The 16,809-nt window shown below is 41.2% G+C and carries 19 protein-coding genes; 17 read left to right on the forward strand and 2 right to left on the reverse strand.

Annotated elements, in window-relative coordinates:
* Window positions 1-129 precede the first annotated feature (129 nt).
* The 5 genes from BVI01S_RS10490 to BVI01S_RS22945 all read left to right on the forward strand — a co-directional run bounded on the left by BVI01S_RS10490 (window position 130) and on the right by BVI01S_RS22945 (window position 4,726).
* Window positions 130-375 (forward strand): aspartyl-phosphate phosphatase Spo0E family protein, encoded by a 246-nt coding sequence (locus tag BVI01S_RS10490; protein WP_034763652.1) that lies wholly within the window; start codon window positions 130-132, stop codon window positions 373-375.
* Window positions 376-608: 233 nt separating this feature from the next.
* A complete protein-coding gene (locus tag BVI01S_RS10495; RefSeq protein WP_439951107.1) occupies window positions 609-1,067 on the forward strand; it encodes a MarR family winged helix-turn-helix transcriptional regulator in 459 nt (152 codons plus the stop codon).
* Window positions 1,068-1,211: 144 nt separating this feature from the next.
* Window positions 1,212-2,906, forward strand: a complete 1,695-nt coding sequence (locus BVI01S_RS10500; RefSeq protein WP_034763658.1) for a M3 family oligoendopeptidase — start codon at window positions 1,212-1,214, stop codon at window positions 2,904-2,906.
* A 598-nt stretch (window positions 2,907-3,504) separates the two neighbouring features.
* Window positions 3,505-4,536 (forward strand): YkvI family membrane protein, encoded by a 1,032-nt coding sequence (locus tag BVI01S_RS10505; RefSeq protein ID WP_061810114.1) that lies wholly within the window; start codon window positions 3,505-3,507, stop codon window positions 4,534-4,536.
* Window positions 4,537-4,606: 70 nt separating this feature from the next.
* Window positions 4,607-4,726: a DUF6254 family protein gene (locus BVI01S_RS22945; protein WP_219169248.1), complete on the forward strand. Its 120-nt coding sequence runs from the start codon at window positions 4,607-4,609 to the stop codon at window positions 4,724-4,726.
* Between the two features lie 40 nt (window positions 4,727-4,766).
* Here the strand turns inward: BVI01S_RS22945 and BVI01S_RS10510 are convergent, their stop codons facing one another.
* Window positions 4,767-6,152 carry a DUF2254 domain-containing protein gene (locus BVI01S_RS10510; protein WP_061810115.1) on the reverse strand — a complete coding sequence of 462 codons (1,386 nt, stop codon included), beginning with the start codon at window positions 6,150-6,152 and terminating at the stop codon, window positions 4,767-4,769.
* A 133-nt stretch (window positions 6,153-6,285) separates the two neighbouring features.
* Window positions 6,286-6,465 (reverse strand): YkvS family protein, encoded by a 180-nt coding sequence (locus BVI01S_RS10515; RefSeq protein WP_034756175.1) that lies wholly within the window; start codon window positions 6,463-6,465, stop codon window positions 6,286-6,288.
* 166 nt (window positions 6,466-6,631) lie between these two features.
* On the opposite strand from BVI01S_RS10515, the gene ykzS reads away from it, so the two are divergent.
* The 12 genes from ykzS to ptsP all read left to right on the forward strand — a co-directional run bounded on the left by ykzS (window position 6,632) and on the right by ptsP (window position 16,419).
* Window positions 6,632-6,826, forward strand: a complete 195-nt coding sequence (ykzS, locus tag BVI01S_RS10520; RefSeq protein ID WP_034756172.1) for a protein YkzS — start codon at window positions 6,632-6,634, stop codon at window positions 6,824-6,826.
* Between the two features lie 195 nt (window positions 6,827-7,021).
* Window positions 7,022-7,612, forward strand: a complete 591-nt coding sequence (locus BVI01S_RS10525) for a cell wall hydrolase (protein ID WP_061810116.1) — start codon at window positions 7,022-7,024, stop codon at window positions 7,610-7,612.
* Between the two features lie 98 nt (window positions 7,613-7,710).
* Entirely contained in the window at window positions 7,711-7,890 is a 180-nt protein-coding gene (locus BVI01S_RS10530) for an aspartyl-phosphate phosphatase Spo0E family protein (RefSeq protein ID WP_034756166.1), read from the forward strand.
* Window positions 7,891-8,032: 142 nt separating this feature from the next.
* Entirely contained in the window at window positions 8,033-8,770 is a 738-nt protein-coding gene (locus tag BVI01S_RS10535; protein ID WP_244886926.1) for an SDR family NAD(P)-dependent oxidoreductase, read from the forward strand.
* Between the two features lie 147 nt (window positions 8,771-8,917).
* Entirely contained in the window at window positions 8,918-9,856 is a 939-nt protein-coding gene (locus BVI01S_RS10540) for an AAA family ATPase (RefSeq protein WP_034756160.1), read from the forward strand.
* A complete protein-coding gene (locus tag BVI01S_RS10545) occupies window positions 9,856-11,049 on the forward strand; it encodes a DUF58 domain-containing protein (protein ID WP_061810118.1) in 1,194 nt (397 codons plus the stop codon). The genes BVI01S_RS10540 and BVI01S_RS10545 overlap by 1 nt, the downstream gene beginning before the upstream one ends.
* The gene (locus tag BVI01S_RS10550; RefSeq protein WP_061810119.1) at window positions 11,019-12,275 is read left to right on the forward strand and encodes a hypothetical protein; all 1,257 of its coding nucleotides are present in this window, start codon (window positions 11,019-11,021) and stop codon (window positions 12,273-12,275) included. The genes BVI01S_RS10545 and BVI01S_RS10550 overlap by 31 nt, the downstream gene beginning before the upstream one ends.
* Window positions 12,276-12,369: 94 nt before the next feature.
* Window positions 12,370-12,999 (forward strand): ABC transporter ATP-binding protein, encoded by a 630-nt coding sequence (locus BVI01S_RS10555; RefSeq protein ID WP_231479937.1) that lies wholly within the window; start codon window positions 12,370-12,372, stop codon window positions 12,997-12,999.
* A 3-nt stretch (window positions 13,000-13,002) separates the two neighbouring features.
* A complete protein-coding gene (locus tag BVI01S_RS10560) occupies window positions 13,003-13,785 on the forward strand; it encodes an ABC transporter permease (RefSeq protein ID WP_034756151.1) in 783 nt (260 codons plus the stop codon).
* Between the two features lie 72 nt (window positions 13,786-13,857).
* On the forward strand, window positions 13,858-14,115 hold the full coding sequence (locus tag BVI01S_RS10565; protein ID WP_061810120.1) for a hypothetical protein: 258 nt from the start codon (window positions 13,858-13,860) through the stop codon (window positions 14,113-14,115).
* Between the two features lie 316 nt (window positions 14,116-14,431).
* On the forward strand, window positions 14,432-14,698 hold the full coding sequence (locus BVI01S_RS10570) for a phosphocarrier protein HPr (protein WP_034756145.1): 267 nt from the start codon (window positions 14,432-14,434) through the stop codon (window positions 14,696-14,698).
* The gene (gene ptsP, locus BVI01S_RS10575; protein ID WP_061810121.1) at window positions 14,698-16,419 is read left to right on the forward strand and encodes a phosphoenolpyruvate--protein phosphotransferase; all 1,722 of its coding nucleotides are present in this window, start codon (window positions 14,698-14,700) and stop codon (window positions 16,417-16,419) included. Before BVI01S_RS10570 ends, ptsP begins: the two co-directional genes overlap by 1 nt.
* Window positions 16,420-16,809 lie beyond the last annotated feature (390 nt).

Consider the following 16,809-nt stretch of genomic DNA (forward strand, 5'->3'; position numbering starts at 1 on the left):
TCAGCAATAATACTAGTTATTTTGTCTTGTTTTGCGAATCTATTTACTTTTCTGATAATACTTGCGATAATGCTCAAGTAATGATTTTACTTTAAATAGACTAGGAGCTAAAAAAGGAGTTTAGTAGAAATGGGTCGTTTATTAAAACAGAAGTGGCTATTATTGAAAATCAACCACAAGCGCTCGGAAATGGTATCAATGGGAGTAAACTTAGGATTATGTGCTGAGGAAACAATCAAATGCAGCCAGCAATTGGATCAGCTGTTGAACGACTATGAAAAGTGCACGGGCAATGCTGGATCAGAGCCACTGCACGAATCATCAAGCGAGTTAGGGCAATACATTAAGAGTTTATTGAAACGCACTGCTTCTTGACCACTCACCAGGAATTCCCTCATCATTCAGACACATGAGAGAAAGAATCTCCGTTCAATTCCACATTCACATCATACGAACAAAACTAATTTGTCGTTTTTTCAAAGGTAAAGGACGGTTCGCCAAAAGCGGGCCGTCCTTTGCTTTCTCCTTCTGCAGAAAGACTCTGACAGTTGACAATGAGCAGATATATTTGTATAATATTTTGAAACTGAGATATATTCTTTAAAGGAATGAATGCCATGACCGAGAAACAAGATACAAAACAATCGTTGAAACTTTTCATTGTCCTTTCCAGAGCCTTTAAAGCGTTAAATGAAGAGATAAATAAGAACATTCAAGAAAATGGTCTAAACCCGACAGAATTTGCCGTGTTGGAGCTTCTGTATCATAAGGGAGACCAGCCTTTGCAACAAATTGGAGGGAAGATCCTGCTAGCTTCAGGCAGCATCACGTATGTAGTCGATAAGCTTGAAAAAAAGGGATACCTTAAACGCGTTGCCTGTCCAAAGGATCGTCGGGTCACTTACGCCCAGATTACCGAAAATGGCAAAGGGTTGATCGATGATATTTTCCCGAACCATGAGAACCGGATACACGAATTGATGTCTGCCTTGTCTCCCGACGAAAAGGTAGAAACCATACAAATGCTGAAAAAGCTTGGACTATCCATCAAAGATCTTTCCTACTAGGCCACATCAATCTGCCCTGTCTATTATAGACGGGGCTTTTATTTTTAGGGGATATTAATGAAATCGATCCTTCTATCAACAGGAGATTCGGGCTATGAAGTCGAATTATTATAATCGGGATCAATTTAAGAGGAGGAACAAAGTATGAAGTTTGAAGAATATACATATGAAAGACCGATTCTGGAAGAGATTAAACCGGCATTCGAAAAGGTGCTTCAGAAGTTTAAAGCAGCTTCAAATGTTTCTGAACAGATGGAAGCGATCAAGGAAATCAATGAAATCCGACTTACCATCGACACCATGCAGAATATATGCTATATCAGGCATTCCATCGATACAAATGATAGGTTTTACAAAGAAGAGCAGGAGTACATCGATGATATGATGCCTGAGGTTTCCGGCATGGTCACAGAATATTATCAGGAACTGGTAAACTCCCCGTATCGGAAGGAATTGGAAGAGAAGTGGGGAACACAGTTATTTTCCCTGGCAGAGAGTGAAATCAAAACGTTTTCCCCTGAAATTATCACTCTGCTTCAAAAAGAAAATAAGCTGTCTTCACAGTATACGAAACTGATGGCTTCTGCCAAGATCCCATTTGAAGGAGAAGAGAGAACATTGGCCCAAATGGGTCCCTTTACACAATCTGTAAATCGAGGGACAAGGAAAGAGGCAGCCTTTGCAACCGTTTCTTTCTTTGAAGAAAATCAGGAAGAATTAGATCGTTTATTCGATGAGTTAGTGAAAGTCCGTCATACCATAGCGACGACTTTAGGGTATAAGAATTTTGTTGAGTTAGGATATTATCGTATGACGAGAACGGATTATACACCTGATATGGTAAAAAAATTCCGTGATCAGGTGAAGGCGCATATCGTCCCTCTTTCCTCAGAGCTGAAAGAAAGACAGGGGAAGCGGATTGGTATCGACTCCATGAAGTTTTATGATGAAGGATTTAAATTCACATCCGGCAATGCATCCCCTAAAGGAGACCCTCAGTGGATCATTGACAATGGTAAGAAAATGTATGAAGAGTTATCACCTGAGACAAAAGAATTCTTTGATTTCATGATCGAACGCAACCTCATGGATTTAGAGGCGAAGAAGGGGAAAGCGGGAGGAGGATATTGCACATATATTGCTGGGCATGAAGCGCCATATATCTTCTCGAATTTCAATGGGACGTCTGGCGATATCGATGTATTGACTCATGAAGCTGGCCATGCCTTCCAGGTATATTCAAGCCGTGGATTCGATATCCCGGAATACATTTGGCCAACGTACGAAGCCTGCGAGATCCACTCCATGAGCATGGAATTCTTCACATGGCCATGGATGAACTATTTCTTTAAGGAGGATACGGATAAGTATCAATTCTCTCATTTGAGTGAGGCGCTGCAATTTCTCCCGTACGGTGTAGCAGTGGATGAATTCCAGCATTTTGTGTATGAGAATCCTGAAGCTACACCTGCTGAACGGAACGCAGCCTGGAGAAAGATCGAGAAAGAGTATCTTCCGCATAAAGAATATGATGGGGTGTCGTATTTGGAAAATGGCGGGTTCTGGCAGCGTCAATCCCATATTTACAATTCACCATTCTACTATATTGATTATACGTTAGCTCAAATCTGTGCTTTTCAATTTTGGAAGAAAATGAATGAGGATCGTGAAGGGGCCTGGAATGACTATGTTGCCCTTTGTAAACTGGGAGGAAGCCGTTCATTCACAGCACTGGTGGAAGCGGCCCATCTAGACTCGCCATTCCAGGAGGGAACGGTCGAAAAAGTAATCGAACCAATCAGGCAGTGGTTAAATGGAATCGATGATACAACCCTATAATGAAAATCAGGTGGCTGGAGTATAATTAATTCCATTTACTTTAAAGACGAATAATCTGAATAAATGGTCTGAATAGGAACTTTTTTTACACCGCTGTTGATTTCCGTGCAAGACTTCGCTTTCCTCGGGCGGAAGGCAAGCCTCCTCGTCGCTAGCGCTCCTGCGGGGTCTCGCCTATTCCGCTTTTCCCGTAGGAGTCTACGTCTTGCACTCCAATCAACAGCTAGAATCTGCAAAATACCTATTATATGCTTTTACAAAACCAATAAAATTCCGTACGAATTCGATTTCATTAAAGAAATTCGAATGGTCGTTCGGTTTTTTTTTGACTTACGCTTGGACAGTTGATTGAAGCGGAAGGTGCTCGACTCCTGCGGGAAACGCTGGACAGGTGAGACCCCGCAGGGCAATTGCCCGAGGAGGCTCACCGCCAGCCCCGCGGAAAGCGAGCACCTGAAGCGGAAATCAACCACTACACTCTTTTTCATAATCAACCATGTTTACGAAGAAATCTATTTAATAAAAGAATTCTGTTCTTTTGCTTCTGATTTTCCATGCTTGTACATAAGGTGAAGTAGAAGGTGTCAGAGGTGATGGGATGAAAAGATTGGCTGGATCGTTTCAGATTGCAGCAGTATATGTAGGAACTGTGATAGGAGCCGGATTTGCCACGGGAAGGGAAATTGTCGAGTTTTTCACCCGGTTTGGTTTTGTCGGGTTTATTGCCATATTACTAAGTGGATATTTATTTATTACGATGGGGACCAAGATCATGCTCAAATCCCATGATATTAAAGCGAAGTCATTCGAGGAATTCAATGAATATCTATTTGGCAAATGGTTTTCAAAGATCATGAATATCGTCATGATGATCATGCTGATCGGAGTTTCAGCCGTCATGCTTTCAGGGGCAGGGGCCGTTTTTCAGGAGCAGCTCCTATTATCCAAACAGTTAGGGATTCTGTTGACCATCGCATTGGGTTTTTTAACGATGATGGTAGGGATGAAAGGCTTATTTGCTGTGAATACGTTTGTCGTTCCTCTTATGATTGTCTTCAATCTGCTCCTGATGGTGTATTCCGTTCTCCATGCGGATTTTATGGAAGCATTCCTCATGATCCCTCATGCGGAAGATGGATGGAAATCGGTCGTCGCCCCATTTTCATACGTTGCCTTCAATCTCGCCATGGCACAGGCTGTTCTCGTTCCAGTTGCAGGAGAAGTGAAAGATAGGGAAACCATTAAATATGGGGGATATCTTGGCGGTTTTTTTCTAACACTCATTTTGATCTCCAGTCATATCACCCTTGTCACGATTCCAAATGTAACCCAGTATCAGATTCCCATGGCCGTGGTGATGAAGTCATTCGTATCAGGTTTCTACTTTATCTATATCCTCATTATCTATGGTGAGATTTTCACTTCCGTCATCGGTGGTGTATTCGGCCTCGAAAAACAGCTCGGAAGCTATTGGAAAGGCTCTTCTTTATGGACTTTTACAGGGATTTTCCTGATGATTTATTCTTTGAGCTTCTTTGAGTACAGTGAACTCCTATCTTATTTGTACCCTCTATTTGGCTATATGAGTTTGTTATTCATTATCCTTCTGTGGATGAAACCGAATAAATAATGTTCAAAAAGAGTAAAAAATGTGTCTGCAGCTCATGTTAATAGAGAGTAAATCAAAAGGAGTGATAAACATGACACAGTCCAAACATGAAAAAGAAAGACAGTGGAATGTAAGAAAAGAGGAGCAGCATCCTCACGGCAAAGTTTCTTCATTCAAAGAGCTCTCAGAAGGAAAGAAAGAAAAGCAATAAAAGGAAAACGGATGCTAAAGGGCATCCGTTTTTCTTTTGGTTATAAGTCTTTTTTATGATGATAAGAGTCATCGGTTTTGTATTGCTCAGGGAAATATTTATTTCGTACTTCATCCTTGTCCCAATCGTCTTTACCACAAGCTGCTGCCAATTCGTCCAAATGTCTCATGATGTACTGCATATCAAGGTCCTGCAGGCTGTCATAGTCGATGCCTTCAAGTATATAATTCTTGAAGGTCCACACTAGCCGCTTCGTTTCACTGCTGTTGTTTTCACCAATCATTCTAAGGGAACGGAAGATTTCTGCAATGATGGATACATCTTGTTTACCGTAATGCCTTAATTGATAAAAGCTTTTGTATAAATAATCGACAAAGGTTGGCTGTTCTAAAATGATACGCAGCTGGTTTTCATCATCTGTCAAATAAGAGCTTGGAAGCTTATGTTTAGCGAGCTTTGACAGGATGATGCCGATTTCTTCAATGCAGTTCTTAGCTGTATTAGGGTCGTTGATGGCCGGTGAAATGGCCCTTAAGGCTATTTCTACTAGCTTCCGGATCCCGAGTTCAATGTCTTCCATCGGCTCTTTATCAGGACCCAAGACTAGATGGTCCAGGTAGTCTTCTGCGTCAATGTCTTCGTTCGTTGTCCAAATTGTCATTACGGGGGTCCCTTCAAGTAAGTATTCGCCGGGTGTCTTCACCATCCGTACAATACTCTTGTCCTTTTTGGCCTTTTTAATCATCCCTTCGATATCAATCTGTTGCAGATATCCGGATGCTTCACTGAACACATTGGTCGGCTCCGTTTCTTTAAAGAAAGAGTCATTGAATGTAGAAGGTTCCTCTTGAATGGCATTTCTTCTGTAAAGGTAGCTGTTATCAATTTTTTTATTGGTTTTAATGGTGATATTGTGGATTAAATTACTTACCTTCACCCAGTTGGAAACATGATGTACGAAATAAACGAAGACAAATAAACAAATAACGGCCACTATGCCGGCAAAAGCCGAGGAAATATATAATTCCTGACCTGATTCATCCTGAAGGAGGACCAGCAGGGTTATGCAGTAGACCACACCGGATACAAAGATGGCAAGCACCCTCTGAGTCGGGCGGTCATTAATGAAATTCTGTAATGTCCTCGGTGAATACTGGGATAGAAATGTCGTGAGGACAACCATGATGGTTGAGAAGGTAATGGTCGTCATTGTCATGATGGATGAGGCAATCGTACTGATGATGGTCATGGATAAATTAAAATTAGAGAACAAAACCTTTGGAAATATCGGATAATTATGCTGACTTAACCACCAATCAAAATAAAAGGTGACAAGAGAAAGAAGCAAAGAGATCAGCGAAAATAAAAATGGCACAAACCAAAAGCTTTTTTGTGCTTTATTCAATATATGTATATTCAGGTTCATAACAGGGTTCCACCTTACGAGACAGTATGCTATCAGAATAACCTCAAAGCTGCCGCCGTAAACCTTTCTATTTTGGTCCTACATCAAAAAAGGAGGAGGAAGTCCTCCACCTTATAAGGAAATTTCTTTAGTATTATGCCTCTACGATCTTATAATTTTTATGGTTCACCACCGTCTTTTCTTCTAATTCAAGTTCGCGGTAATTTTTCATATAAGTTAAGTCGACGATTACTGAATTTTCATTCACTTTTTCAACGATTCCTTTTAATCCTTCTCTAAATTCAATGACATTCCCGATTTCTGCTTTTTTCATCAAAAGCCGCTCCTTTTTGGCAAATTTCTACAAACAATTACTAATATTTTGACGCAAAGTCATGGAAAGGTAAAGAGTTTTCTAAAAATTGCATATAAAATTTATGTCTTGAGCTCAGTAGCCTTTTGAAACTACAATAGAAACAGTGAAGATGGAGGTAGTGGATATGAGTGAAACAGAAATTCTTGAACAGCTGCAATCATTGCGTACAAGAGAAGTAGAGGAAATAATGGTATTGAAGGAAGATTTTCTTGCTTTCCGATCTGTGCTGGTAAAACAGGAAGACTTTAAACAGTTCCGTGGGATAGCTAAACAAGGCGGGAATATCCTCTTTCAATACCTTGATACACCGAGAAGTTAAACGAAGTGGAGGAGATCATCCTCTGCTTTTTTTGTTCGCAAATGGACATCGTATTCTTGTTGTATATAAAACATTATATGAACGGGTTTCTTCATTTAGTATAGAAGCGTGAACCATTGGTGGTAACCATTACCTGCTGAAATTCTCCCCATTCATTGTTATCTTATGAGGGAACGCTATTTGGGAGGTAGAAATATGATCAAGAAGAGCTTTATATTAGGAATTGCAGCACTTTCTTTTGTTACGTTCTCCACTCAAACATTTGCTGCAGGGGGAGAACACACTGTAAAAAATGGTGAGTCCCTTTGGGAAATCGGTAAAGAGAAATCCGTATCCGTCATTCAATTAAAGGAAGCAAATAATCTGAAATCCAATGAAATCCAACCGGGTCAAACCATCAAAATCCCTGATAATAATGTGACAGCCGAAGATCGGGAGCTGCTTGCAAAGCTTGTGCATGCAGAAGCAAAAGGTGAGCCATATGCAGGTAAAGTTGCAGTTGCAACCGTCGTATTGAACAGAGTGGATTCTAATGAGTTCCCTGACACTATCAAAAATGTAATCTATCAGGTTTCAAATGGATATTATGCCTTTTCGCCTGTACAAAATGGACAAATCAACCAGGCGCCTTCACAGGAAGCAAGGGACGCGGTCCAGGAAGCCCTGGCATTCAGAGGCCAAGGAAAGGGATCACTCTTTTTCTATAATCCAGTGACATCTACAAGTGACTGGATCACAAGCAGGGACACCTTGCTGACAATTGGAAAACACCGTTTCGCAAAGTAAGGTTGATCAAAAATAATAAATGAGCGTTCCTATATCTTTTTTCTTTCCTCTATGTGGGATTAATAGTAAAATAGAGAAAAGAAATAGAGGTGATGTTGATGAATGGGACAATTGTTGCTCAAATTGAGTTGGTACGGTGGAAAATGATAGAGTCAGGCCTTCGTTTAGGGCTGGACAGTCCCACTACGATCCAACTTAGTAAAGAGCTGGATGCCTTGATCAATATTCATCAGCGAAATGATACAAAAAAAACAACTCAAAATAAAATGATTCAATAAATAGAAAAGGGTTAACCTTTGGTAATCTCTCTTATTTTATAAAGAGAATTCCAACCGGGTTAACCCTTTTCTATTAAAAGAGATTGAACTTTCAGGGCGAAGGGTATCCTTCTATATAAACAATTAATGGGAGATGAAGAGAATGAAGAGCAGAATTGTATGTATCACAGGGGGAGCCAGCGGTATAGGGAAAACCCTGGTTGAAGAATTTGCCAGAGAAGGCGCCATGGTTGAATTTGTGGATAAGGACGTGGAAAAGGGGAGAGAACATTCCAACAGGCTTAATGCAGAGGGATATACCACGAGATTCCATGAAGCAGATGTCGGTGTCCCCGATGAGGTGAAAGGCGTCTTCAATAAAATAAAAGAAGATCATGGGGTGCTGGACGTTCTGATAAATAATGCAGGCGTCTCCAGATTCATGTCCTTTTGGGAAATGGAACCTGACGACTGGAACAGCATTCTATCTTCAAACTTAAGCAGCGTATTTTATTGCAGCCGGGAAGCGGCTTCATTAATGAAGAATCAGGGTGGATGCATCATAAATATGGCCTCAACAAGAGCTACTATGTCTGAACCGGATACCGAAGCCTATTCAGCGACAAAAGGAGGCATTGTAAGCCTCACCCATTCTCTGGCCATAACTTTGAGCGAAGTGGGGATCCGCGTCAATTCCATCAGTCCAGGATGGATTCAAACAGAAGATTATGATACCTTGAGAGACATCGACCACAGTCAGCACCCTTCCGGAAGGGTAGGGAAACCTGGAGATATAGCGAGGGCATGCTTATTCCTTGCCCACCCCGATAATGATTTCATCACAGGTGAAAACATCGTGATTGATGGGGGAATGACAAAGAAGATGATGTATGAACATTAACGGTAATAAAACGAACCGTTCACCTATCCTGGTGAAGTGGTTCGTTTTTTTTATGAAAAAGGGATAATTTAACAACGAGTTATGATAGAATAAAAAAATAATATATTTAGAAAATTTAATCAATATAGTCAATGAGGGGGAAAAAGAATGAATCGAATGGATTCAATCAAGAGAGAGATGAATAAAGTGCTAGTGGGGAAGGACAAGGAAATCGACCTGTTGTTAATTGCATTACTTCAAGAAGGACACGTTCTATTGGAAAGTGTCCCGGGTACAGGAAAGACTTTGCTCGCCAAAACTTTCAGTCACTGTATCGATGGAGCGTTCAAAAGGATCCAATTCACACCGGATGTGTTACCGAGTGATGTGACTGGTATACAATTTTTCAATCCGAAAACACAGGAATTCGAATTAAGGACAGGGCCCGTGGTCACGAATGTCCTCTTGGCAGATGAGATTAACAGAGCCACTCCTAGAACACAGGCGAGTTTACTCGAAGTAATGGAAGAAAAACAAATTACCATAGACGGGGAAACCGTCCCATTAGAGCCACCATTTATCGTGGTCGCGACTCAGAATCCGATTGAATCCCAGCAGGGGACTTTTCCACTGCCTGCGGCTCAGCTGGACCGATTTTTATTGAAGATTCCGTTTACGTATCCTGATTTTGAAGAAGAAAGAGGAATATTAAATCGCTTTAAATCAGGCGAACCATTAAATACAGTCAACAAAGTGTTAAGACTTGATGAGTTACAATCATTGACCCGCCAAGTCAAAGAAGTACATATATCCGAGGATATTGAAACATATATTCTTCAAATTACGAGGGGAACAAGGGAACATGAATGGGTGGAGGTAGGTGCAAGCCCACGGGCGAGCCTCGCACTTCTCAAGGCCTCTCAGGCTCAAGCATTCCTCGAAGGAAGGGATTTTGTGAGACCGCAGGATATCGTAGCCGTTGCCCCATATGTACTGCAACACCGGATCCAATTAACGATCGAGTCTTCCTTGACGAGAACGGCCGAGGAAGTGATCGAGCAAATTGTGGAAATGGCCGTTACTCCTGTAGAAGCGAGGCAAGCTTAGTGAATTGGAAACGTGATATTGTCGAAGATCCCTATATATCCTTGACTCTGGTCCTGCTTGTCATCGTTGGGGCAGCAAGCTTTTATGTACATTCCTATGTAGGGTTAGGTATTTTTTTGTTGATGATCCTCTATTTCAGGGTCCATCAATGGTATCTAATGAAAATTGGTGATGGGATCAGCATTGGAAGGACCACGAAGAGAATTAGGCTGCATTGCGATGAAGAGCAAAAGTGGGAATTTCAACTTCAAAATAAAGGCATGTCCATTTGGGGTGCGACATTGAAAATCACATTTAAAGATATCGTCATCCCCACTATGCATCCCTACTCGTCAGGGGTGGAGGACAAAATTGAAGTGTCCGTCCCCTTCTCCATCCGTAAAAATGAAGAAGGGAGCATTTCCATACCCGTTAAAGGAAAAAGAAGGGGATTATGCAGGATTACCAACATGCAGCTGGAAATCCCCCACTTATTCGGAAGTGGTAAAGTACTTTTGGATTTACTCGATAATGTCCCGTCGACCATTATCGTATTTCCTTCAGATTCTCCCGTGAAAATGGCCGAACAAAAGCTTACATGGAAACAGGGGGACGTCCCCATCCAACATTCATTATTTCATGATGTCTTTCATCAGATAGGGACAAGGGATTACATTCAAGGAGACCGCTTTCAGGATGTTCACTGGAAGGCAACTGCCAGAACGGGCAGCCTTCAAACGAAGATCTATGCACCAGCTACTCAAAGAGAGTGGATGATCGCCATCAATCTATCGGATCGCTATGCCATCACCAACCAGCTCGAAGAAATCATTCAATACGCCTCCTATATGATGAGGCTTGCGGTAGAACAAAATATCACTTTCTCCCTTGTCTTAAATGTTAGATCTCAGGGCGGGACCCCTTACTATTATCTTCCGCCCGGAATAGGAAGGGTTCACAGGCAGAGAGGAATGGAAATGCTTTCTACTCTATCGACAGATGAGTTTACAATCCCATTCCATATTGTTCTGAAGCATTTATACCTCAGACAATTGGTTCCTTCTGTATTTATAACGGCAGGGGCACTGGGGGCACGTGAAGAAGCTTTATTGACAAAGATTGAGAAACAGAAAATCCAAGTTTACAAGTTGAATTCAGAACAAAAACAAGGAGTCGTCACATTATGGAATCGTTCGCTGAAAGTTCCTTCTTGATCAAACATAAACAATTGCTCATGGTGAAAATGGGGCTCGATGTCGGAATCGATATATTATTCGCCCTATTGATGGCCACATTCCTTTTTTCCAAAGAAGTACTATTAAGCAGCTATGTACCGGCCCTTTGTATGGTGTTTATCATAATAATGACATTTCTCATAGTAAGCACGTTGAAACCTTGGATCTTTAAACTGTTGTTAGGGGCACTTGCTATCTCTCTTATATTAAGTATCTATTTCTTCTCTGCTGCATGGTGGGTGATGTTGGCTGTCCTTGTTTTTTTACATTGGAAAATCACGTCTTATACCAAAAATAAAGATGCATCCATCGAAGTGAGCAGCGGGTCTGTCCTGATCTTTTTATTTATTGCATCGGTTTCATTACTGACAGGTTCCATAAGAGACATGGGCAATACGAATCTCATCTACTGCCTATTATTCATTTTATTTTCAATCATCATCACGCTCACGCCGATCCAAAGAATGCTCGGAGATTTGAAAACCGGTCATAAAAAAGTGCTGCTCAAACCAATGGGGTTCTGGTTTTTAGTAACATTGGCAGGGGGGCTACTGGCGGTATTCAGCTCTTTGGTTAGTAAAGGGATTTATTGGATAGCAGAAAAGGGATTTTGGGTATTTTCTTTCTTGGTTGATCCAATTTATCAACAGTTAATAATATTTAGAGACAGGTTCTTAAGTACGAGGGATGCTCAGGAGGGAGAGGGAAGCGAAGTTCAAAAACAGGATTTCTTAGAGGCCCAGAATTATGAACTTAGCCAGGGATTATCATTTTCCTGGGTGAATGAAGTTCTCCTGGGGCTATTTGTTATAGCAGTCGTCATTTATTTCGTTAAGAAACGAAAATCTTCCTTTGACACGTCAAGGGAAAAAGAAAATTCTCCAACCATGATGACTCAAAAGATTGTAACCCTGGACGAGGATCCTGAAACAGAACAATTTTCTTATTCAAAAGCAAGGGACGTCATCCGGCTATCCATGGAGAAGCTCGAAGGGGAAGCCCACATATGGGGGGCGGGAAGACAACAGAATGAGAACGTTCAATTATGGTTCAACCGGATCGGCCTCAGTGAATCTGAACGTTTTTTCTCTCTTTATGAACGTATCAGATACGGTCAATCCGTTCCAAGTCAGCAAGAAGTCGATTACTTCACAAGTCAGATCGAACACCATATTGGTGAATTGAAACAACGGGAAGATCAATAGAAGAAGCTGGTGCTTACATGAGTCATTTCGTGTAAGCATTAGCTTCTTTAATTTTTGTTCGGTGGGGTATGATAAAGATGAGGGGGAATCGTTTATGTTGTATGAATTAAGAGACGTACACTATAAAGATATTTTACATATAAAGGAGATGGATATTTCTGAGCACAGGACGACCTGCCTTGTTGGGGAAAGTGGTGCCGGAAAATCTACTTTATTGAAATTGTTGAATAAAATGAATATACCAGATAGGGGACATATCCGTTATAAAAGAAATTCCCTGGAAAGTGTGGATCCGGTGAAGCATCGGAGGGAAGCTGTCATGATTTCCCAAACCCCTCTTCTGTTTGGAGAAACAGTGGAAGAAAATCTTCAGAAGGGGCTTGTTTTTTCAGAAAAGCCTCTGGCTAGCAGGGAAGAACTATTGAAGATGTTGAGCATTGTGAAGCTGGATAAACCACTGGATGCTCGTGCAGAACAGTTGTCTGGCGGTGAACGCCAGCGATTATCTCTGGGGAGGGTGTTAGTAATGAAGCCTGCTGTTTATTTATTGGATGAACCTACGTCGGCTCTTGACGAAGAAACAGAGATTGAAGTGATGAAAAGTTTTATAACGTGTGCAAATGGGCATGGAGGGACCATCATCATGGTGACCCATTCGACAAATGTGGCCGAAGAGTACGGCGAGGAAATCATTACGATTAGAAAACAGGAGATGGAGGGTTAGACATTGGAAAAAGGAATTATCGATATAGAATTATGGAGATTCATTGCAGCGTATGCCTTTGTCCTTCTCTTGTTATTTATCGTGAAATGGAGAGGGATATCGAGGGAAAAACAAATCATACTGGCTTCTTTCCGGATGACCATTCAATTGATTATCGCTGGATACATCCTTACATATATTTTTGATCACCCAAGCCCTTGGCTAACCTTGAGTATCATAGTCGTAATGGAAGTATTTGCAGTAAGGAATATATTCAAGCAGGTCAAATATGAAATGGATCGAAAGCTAAAAGGCATCGCTGCCATTTCATTATGCGTTGGAACGCTGATCAGCCTGTTTTATTTCAATATGGTCGTCATCCATTTCTCCCCATGGTATGAACCAAGATATTTCATTCCGATCGCAGGGATGATTGTGGGGAACGCGATGACGGGCATAACGCTTGGAATCAATACCCTCCTTGGAGGATTGATAGAGCAGAGGGAAAAAGTAGAAGGAGCTTTGATGCTGGGGGCAACCCCTAAGGCAGCCTCTAAGACGTATTTGGATAATGCATTTGATTCTGCCATACTGCCCACACTGAATAATATGCTGGGGATGGGTATCATTTTTCTTCCTGGGATGATGACTGGGCAAATTCTTTCAGGAGTAAGCCCTCTGGTGGCCATTGAATATCAGATTGCCATTCTGTTAGGAATTGTCGGAAGCGTTGCATTGACTGTCGTCCTGTTTATTTTATTAGCATATAAGCGACTATTTACAAAGGATGCCCAATTGAACATTTGATAGCTTCCCCGTTCTAATCTAGTTTCCACGGCATATGCTAGAGAAAGAATGATAGGAAGGGGAGGGTTCCATTTGAAATACGAAATCGAGCAGGCACTGAGGGTGAAAAGTCTTGCCATCGATGTGATGGAGGAATTGATGAAAGAAGACAGGAAGTATGAGGTCCAGGAATTAAAGCAGCTGTCAGAGTTGTTCTCCCGATGTATTTGCGACTTGGTGAATGTATACTCCAATATCTCAGAAGATCATGAAATGACCTTGAAAGGAACGGTCATCAAAGCAAAGATCGGCTATAACCTCATGAAGGCAGAAACAGTAGAAAAAGAATAGTATGGTAATCCGAAGAATGACTCATACTAAGGACTCCGTATCAGATGGATATGGGGTCTTTACTGCGTTTTCTTCTTTAGGCTTTACAATAAATCATCAAATTTTACATAATTAGGTTCATAACAGTGGCAAATTAATGAAATACTAAAAAAATCAAGCTTTACAATTGTGTATATCCTCATTGCATGCTATTCTTTTTTATTGAACAGCTTTATAGGAATATTGGATTAATCACTAGAAATAGTTGACGTTTTCTTTATAATCCATTACTTTTATGAAGCAACTAAAAACAAGATAATTGAAGGAGTCGATTCACATGGCACAAAAAACATTTACAGTTACAGCTGAAACAGGAATTCATGCTCGTCCGGCAACTCTATTGGTTCAAACGGCAAGCAAATTCGACAGCGATGTACATCTAGAATACAAAGAAAAGAAAGTAAACTTAAAATCAATCATGGGTGTTATGTCTTTAGGTGTTGGTAAAGGTGCAGAAATCACAATCATTACTGAAGGTAGTGACGAGGAAGAAGCGTTAAACAGCTTACAGGAAACATTGAACAAAGAAGGTTTAGCTGAGTAATGTCCAGTCTCTTAAAAGGTATTGCGGCATCAAATGGTATTGCCATAGCAAAAGCGTATCGCCTGGTCGAACCTGACCTGAGCTTTGAGAAGAAAAGCGTAGACAATGCTGAACAGGAAGTTTCACGCTTCCAGAATGCCATTGCGACATCTAAATCAGAGCTTGAAGCGATCCGTGATAAAGCGAGAGTTGATTTAGGGGAAGACAAAGCTCAAATCTTTGAAGCGCATCTTCTTGTCTTAAGCGATCCAGAACTACTGACACCTATCGAAGACAAAGTAAAATCAGAAAATGTAAACGCTGAATCCGCACTTAAAGAAACAGCGGATATGTTCGTATCCATGTTTGAATCCATGGATAACGAGTATATGAAGGAACGTGCGGCGGATATCCGTGACGTGACGAAACGTGTCCTTTCACACTTATTGGGCGTGCAGATTGCAAACCCAAGCATGGTAACAGAAGAAGTGATTGTGATTGCAGAGGATCTAACTCCTTCTGACACGGCACAATTAAACCGTGAATTCGTTAAAGGATTCACAACGGATATCGGTGGAAGAACATCACATTCGGCCATTATGGCCCGTTCAATGGAGATCCCGGCTGTAGTGGGGACGAAATCCATTACTTCCTCTGTTGAAAATGGGGATATGATCATCGTTGACGGATTAAATGGAGAAGTACATATTAATCCGACTCCGGAAGTCATCGAAGAGTACAAGAAAGAGCATGCCCGTTATGAAGAACAAAAGGCTGAATGGGCGAAGCTCGTGAATGAACCGACGGTATCCAAAGATGGGGAGCATGTTGAACTTGCTGCCAATATCGGGACACCTAAGGATCTTGAAGGCGTTAAGAATCACGGTGGAGAAGGTGTAGGACTGTATCGTACAGAATTCCTATACATGGGTCGTGACGAATTACCGTCAGAAGATGAGCAATACGAAGCATATAAGGCTGTATTAGAAGGAATGGAAGGGAAACCAGTGGTGGTTCGTACCCTTGACATCGGTGGGGATAAAGAGCTTCCTTACTTAAATCTACCGAAAGAAATGAACCCTTTCCTTGGGTATCGTGCGATCCGTCTATGTTTAGATGAGCAGGATATCTTCCGTACGCAGCTTAGAGCGTTATTGAAGGCAAGTCCATTTGGAAACTTGAAAATCATGTTCCCGATGATTTCAAATCTTCAAGAGTTCAGAGAAGCGAAAGCGATCCTGGAAGAAGAGAAGAAAGCCCTACTTGAAAATGGGACAACGGTAGCTGATCACATTGAAGTGGGAATCATGGTGGAAATTCCTTCAACTGCCGTCATGGCGGATGTATTTGCCAAGGAAGTTGATTTCTTCTCCATCGGGACAAACGACCTGATTCAGTACACAATGGCTGCCGACCGTATGAACGAGCGCGTTTCCTACTTATATCAACCGTATAACCCTGCCATTTTACGTCTTGTGAAAATGGTCATCGATGCGGCTCATAAGGAAGGAAAATGGGCAGGTATGTGTGGAGAAATGGCTGGAGATGAGATTGCCGTACCGATCTTACTTGGATTAGGTTTGGATGAGTTCTCAATGAGTGCAACATCCATTTTGAAGGCACGTTCTCAAATTCGTCAGTTGAACCGCGCTGAAATGAAAGAACTGGCTGAACAGGCACTACAACTAGACACCAATGATGCGGTCATTTCTGCAGTGAAAAAAGCCACATCAATAGAATAAATATAGGTTTAAAAGGTGGAAATGAGGGTATTATATCTGAGAAGAATAAGGCACACACCCTTTGGGCCTTTTTATTCTCATTTCCCCCTTTCTTGTGGATTGAAGGAGCGCTTGGTTCTTTCAATCCCTTTTTTTCTTTTCAAAAGGGATTATACAAAATGATTACCATTCTGCAAGTCATGGTCAAACTTCTATATCAGAATTCCCTTGTTTATTATACTGTATGAAAGCGCTTTTTTAAAGTGTTTTACTAAAATAACTTTTTTGGGTACCTGGGTTGTTTGAAGGCCCATAAATAGACATTTTTCTTCATTGGAGCGGCGCATCGGTGAATGAAAAATTTTTTATAAAAAAAGTAGAAAGATGGTTTATCATCTTTAAAAGCGGGTA

This window comes from Rossellomorea vietnamensis NBRC 101237 (assembly GCF_001591825.1).
Lineage (GTDB): Bacteria > Bacillota > Bacilli > Bacillales > Bacillaceae_B > Rossellomorea > Rossellomorea vietnamensis.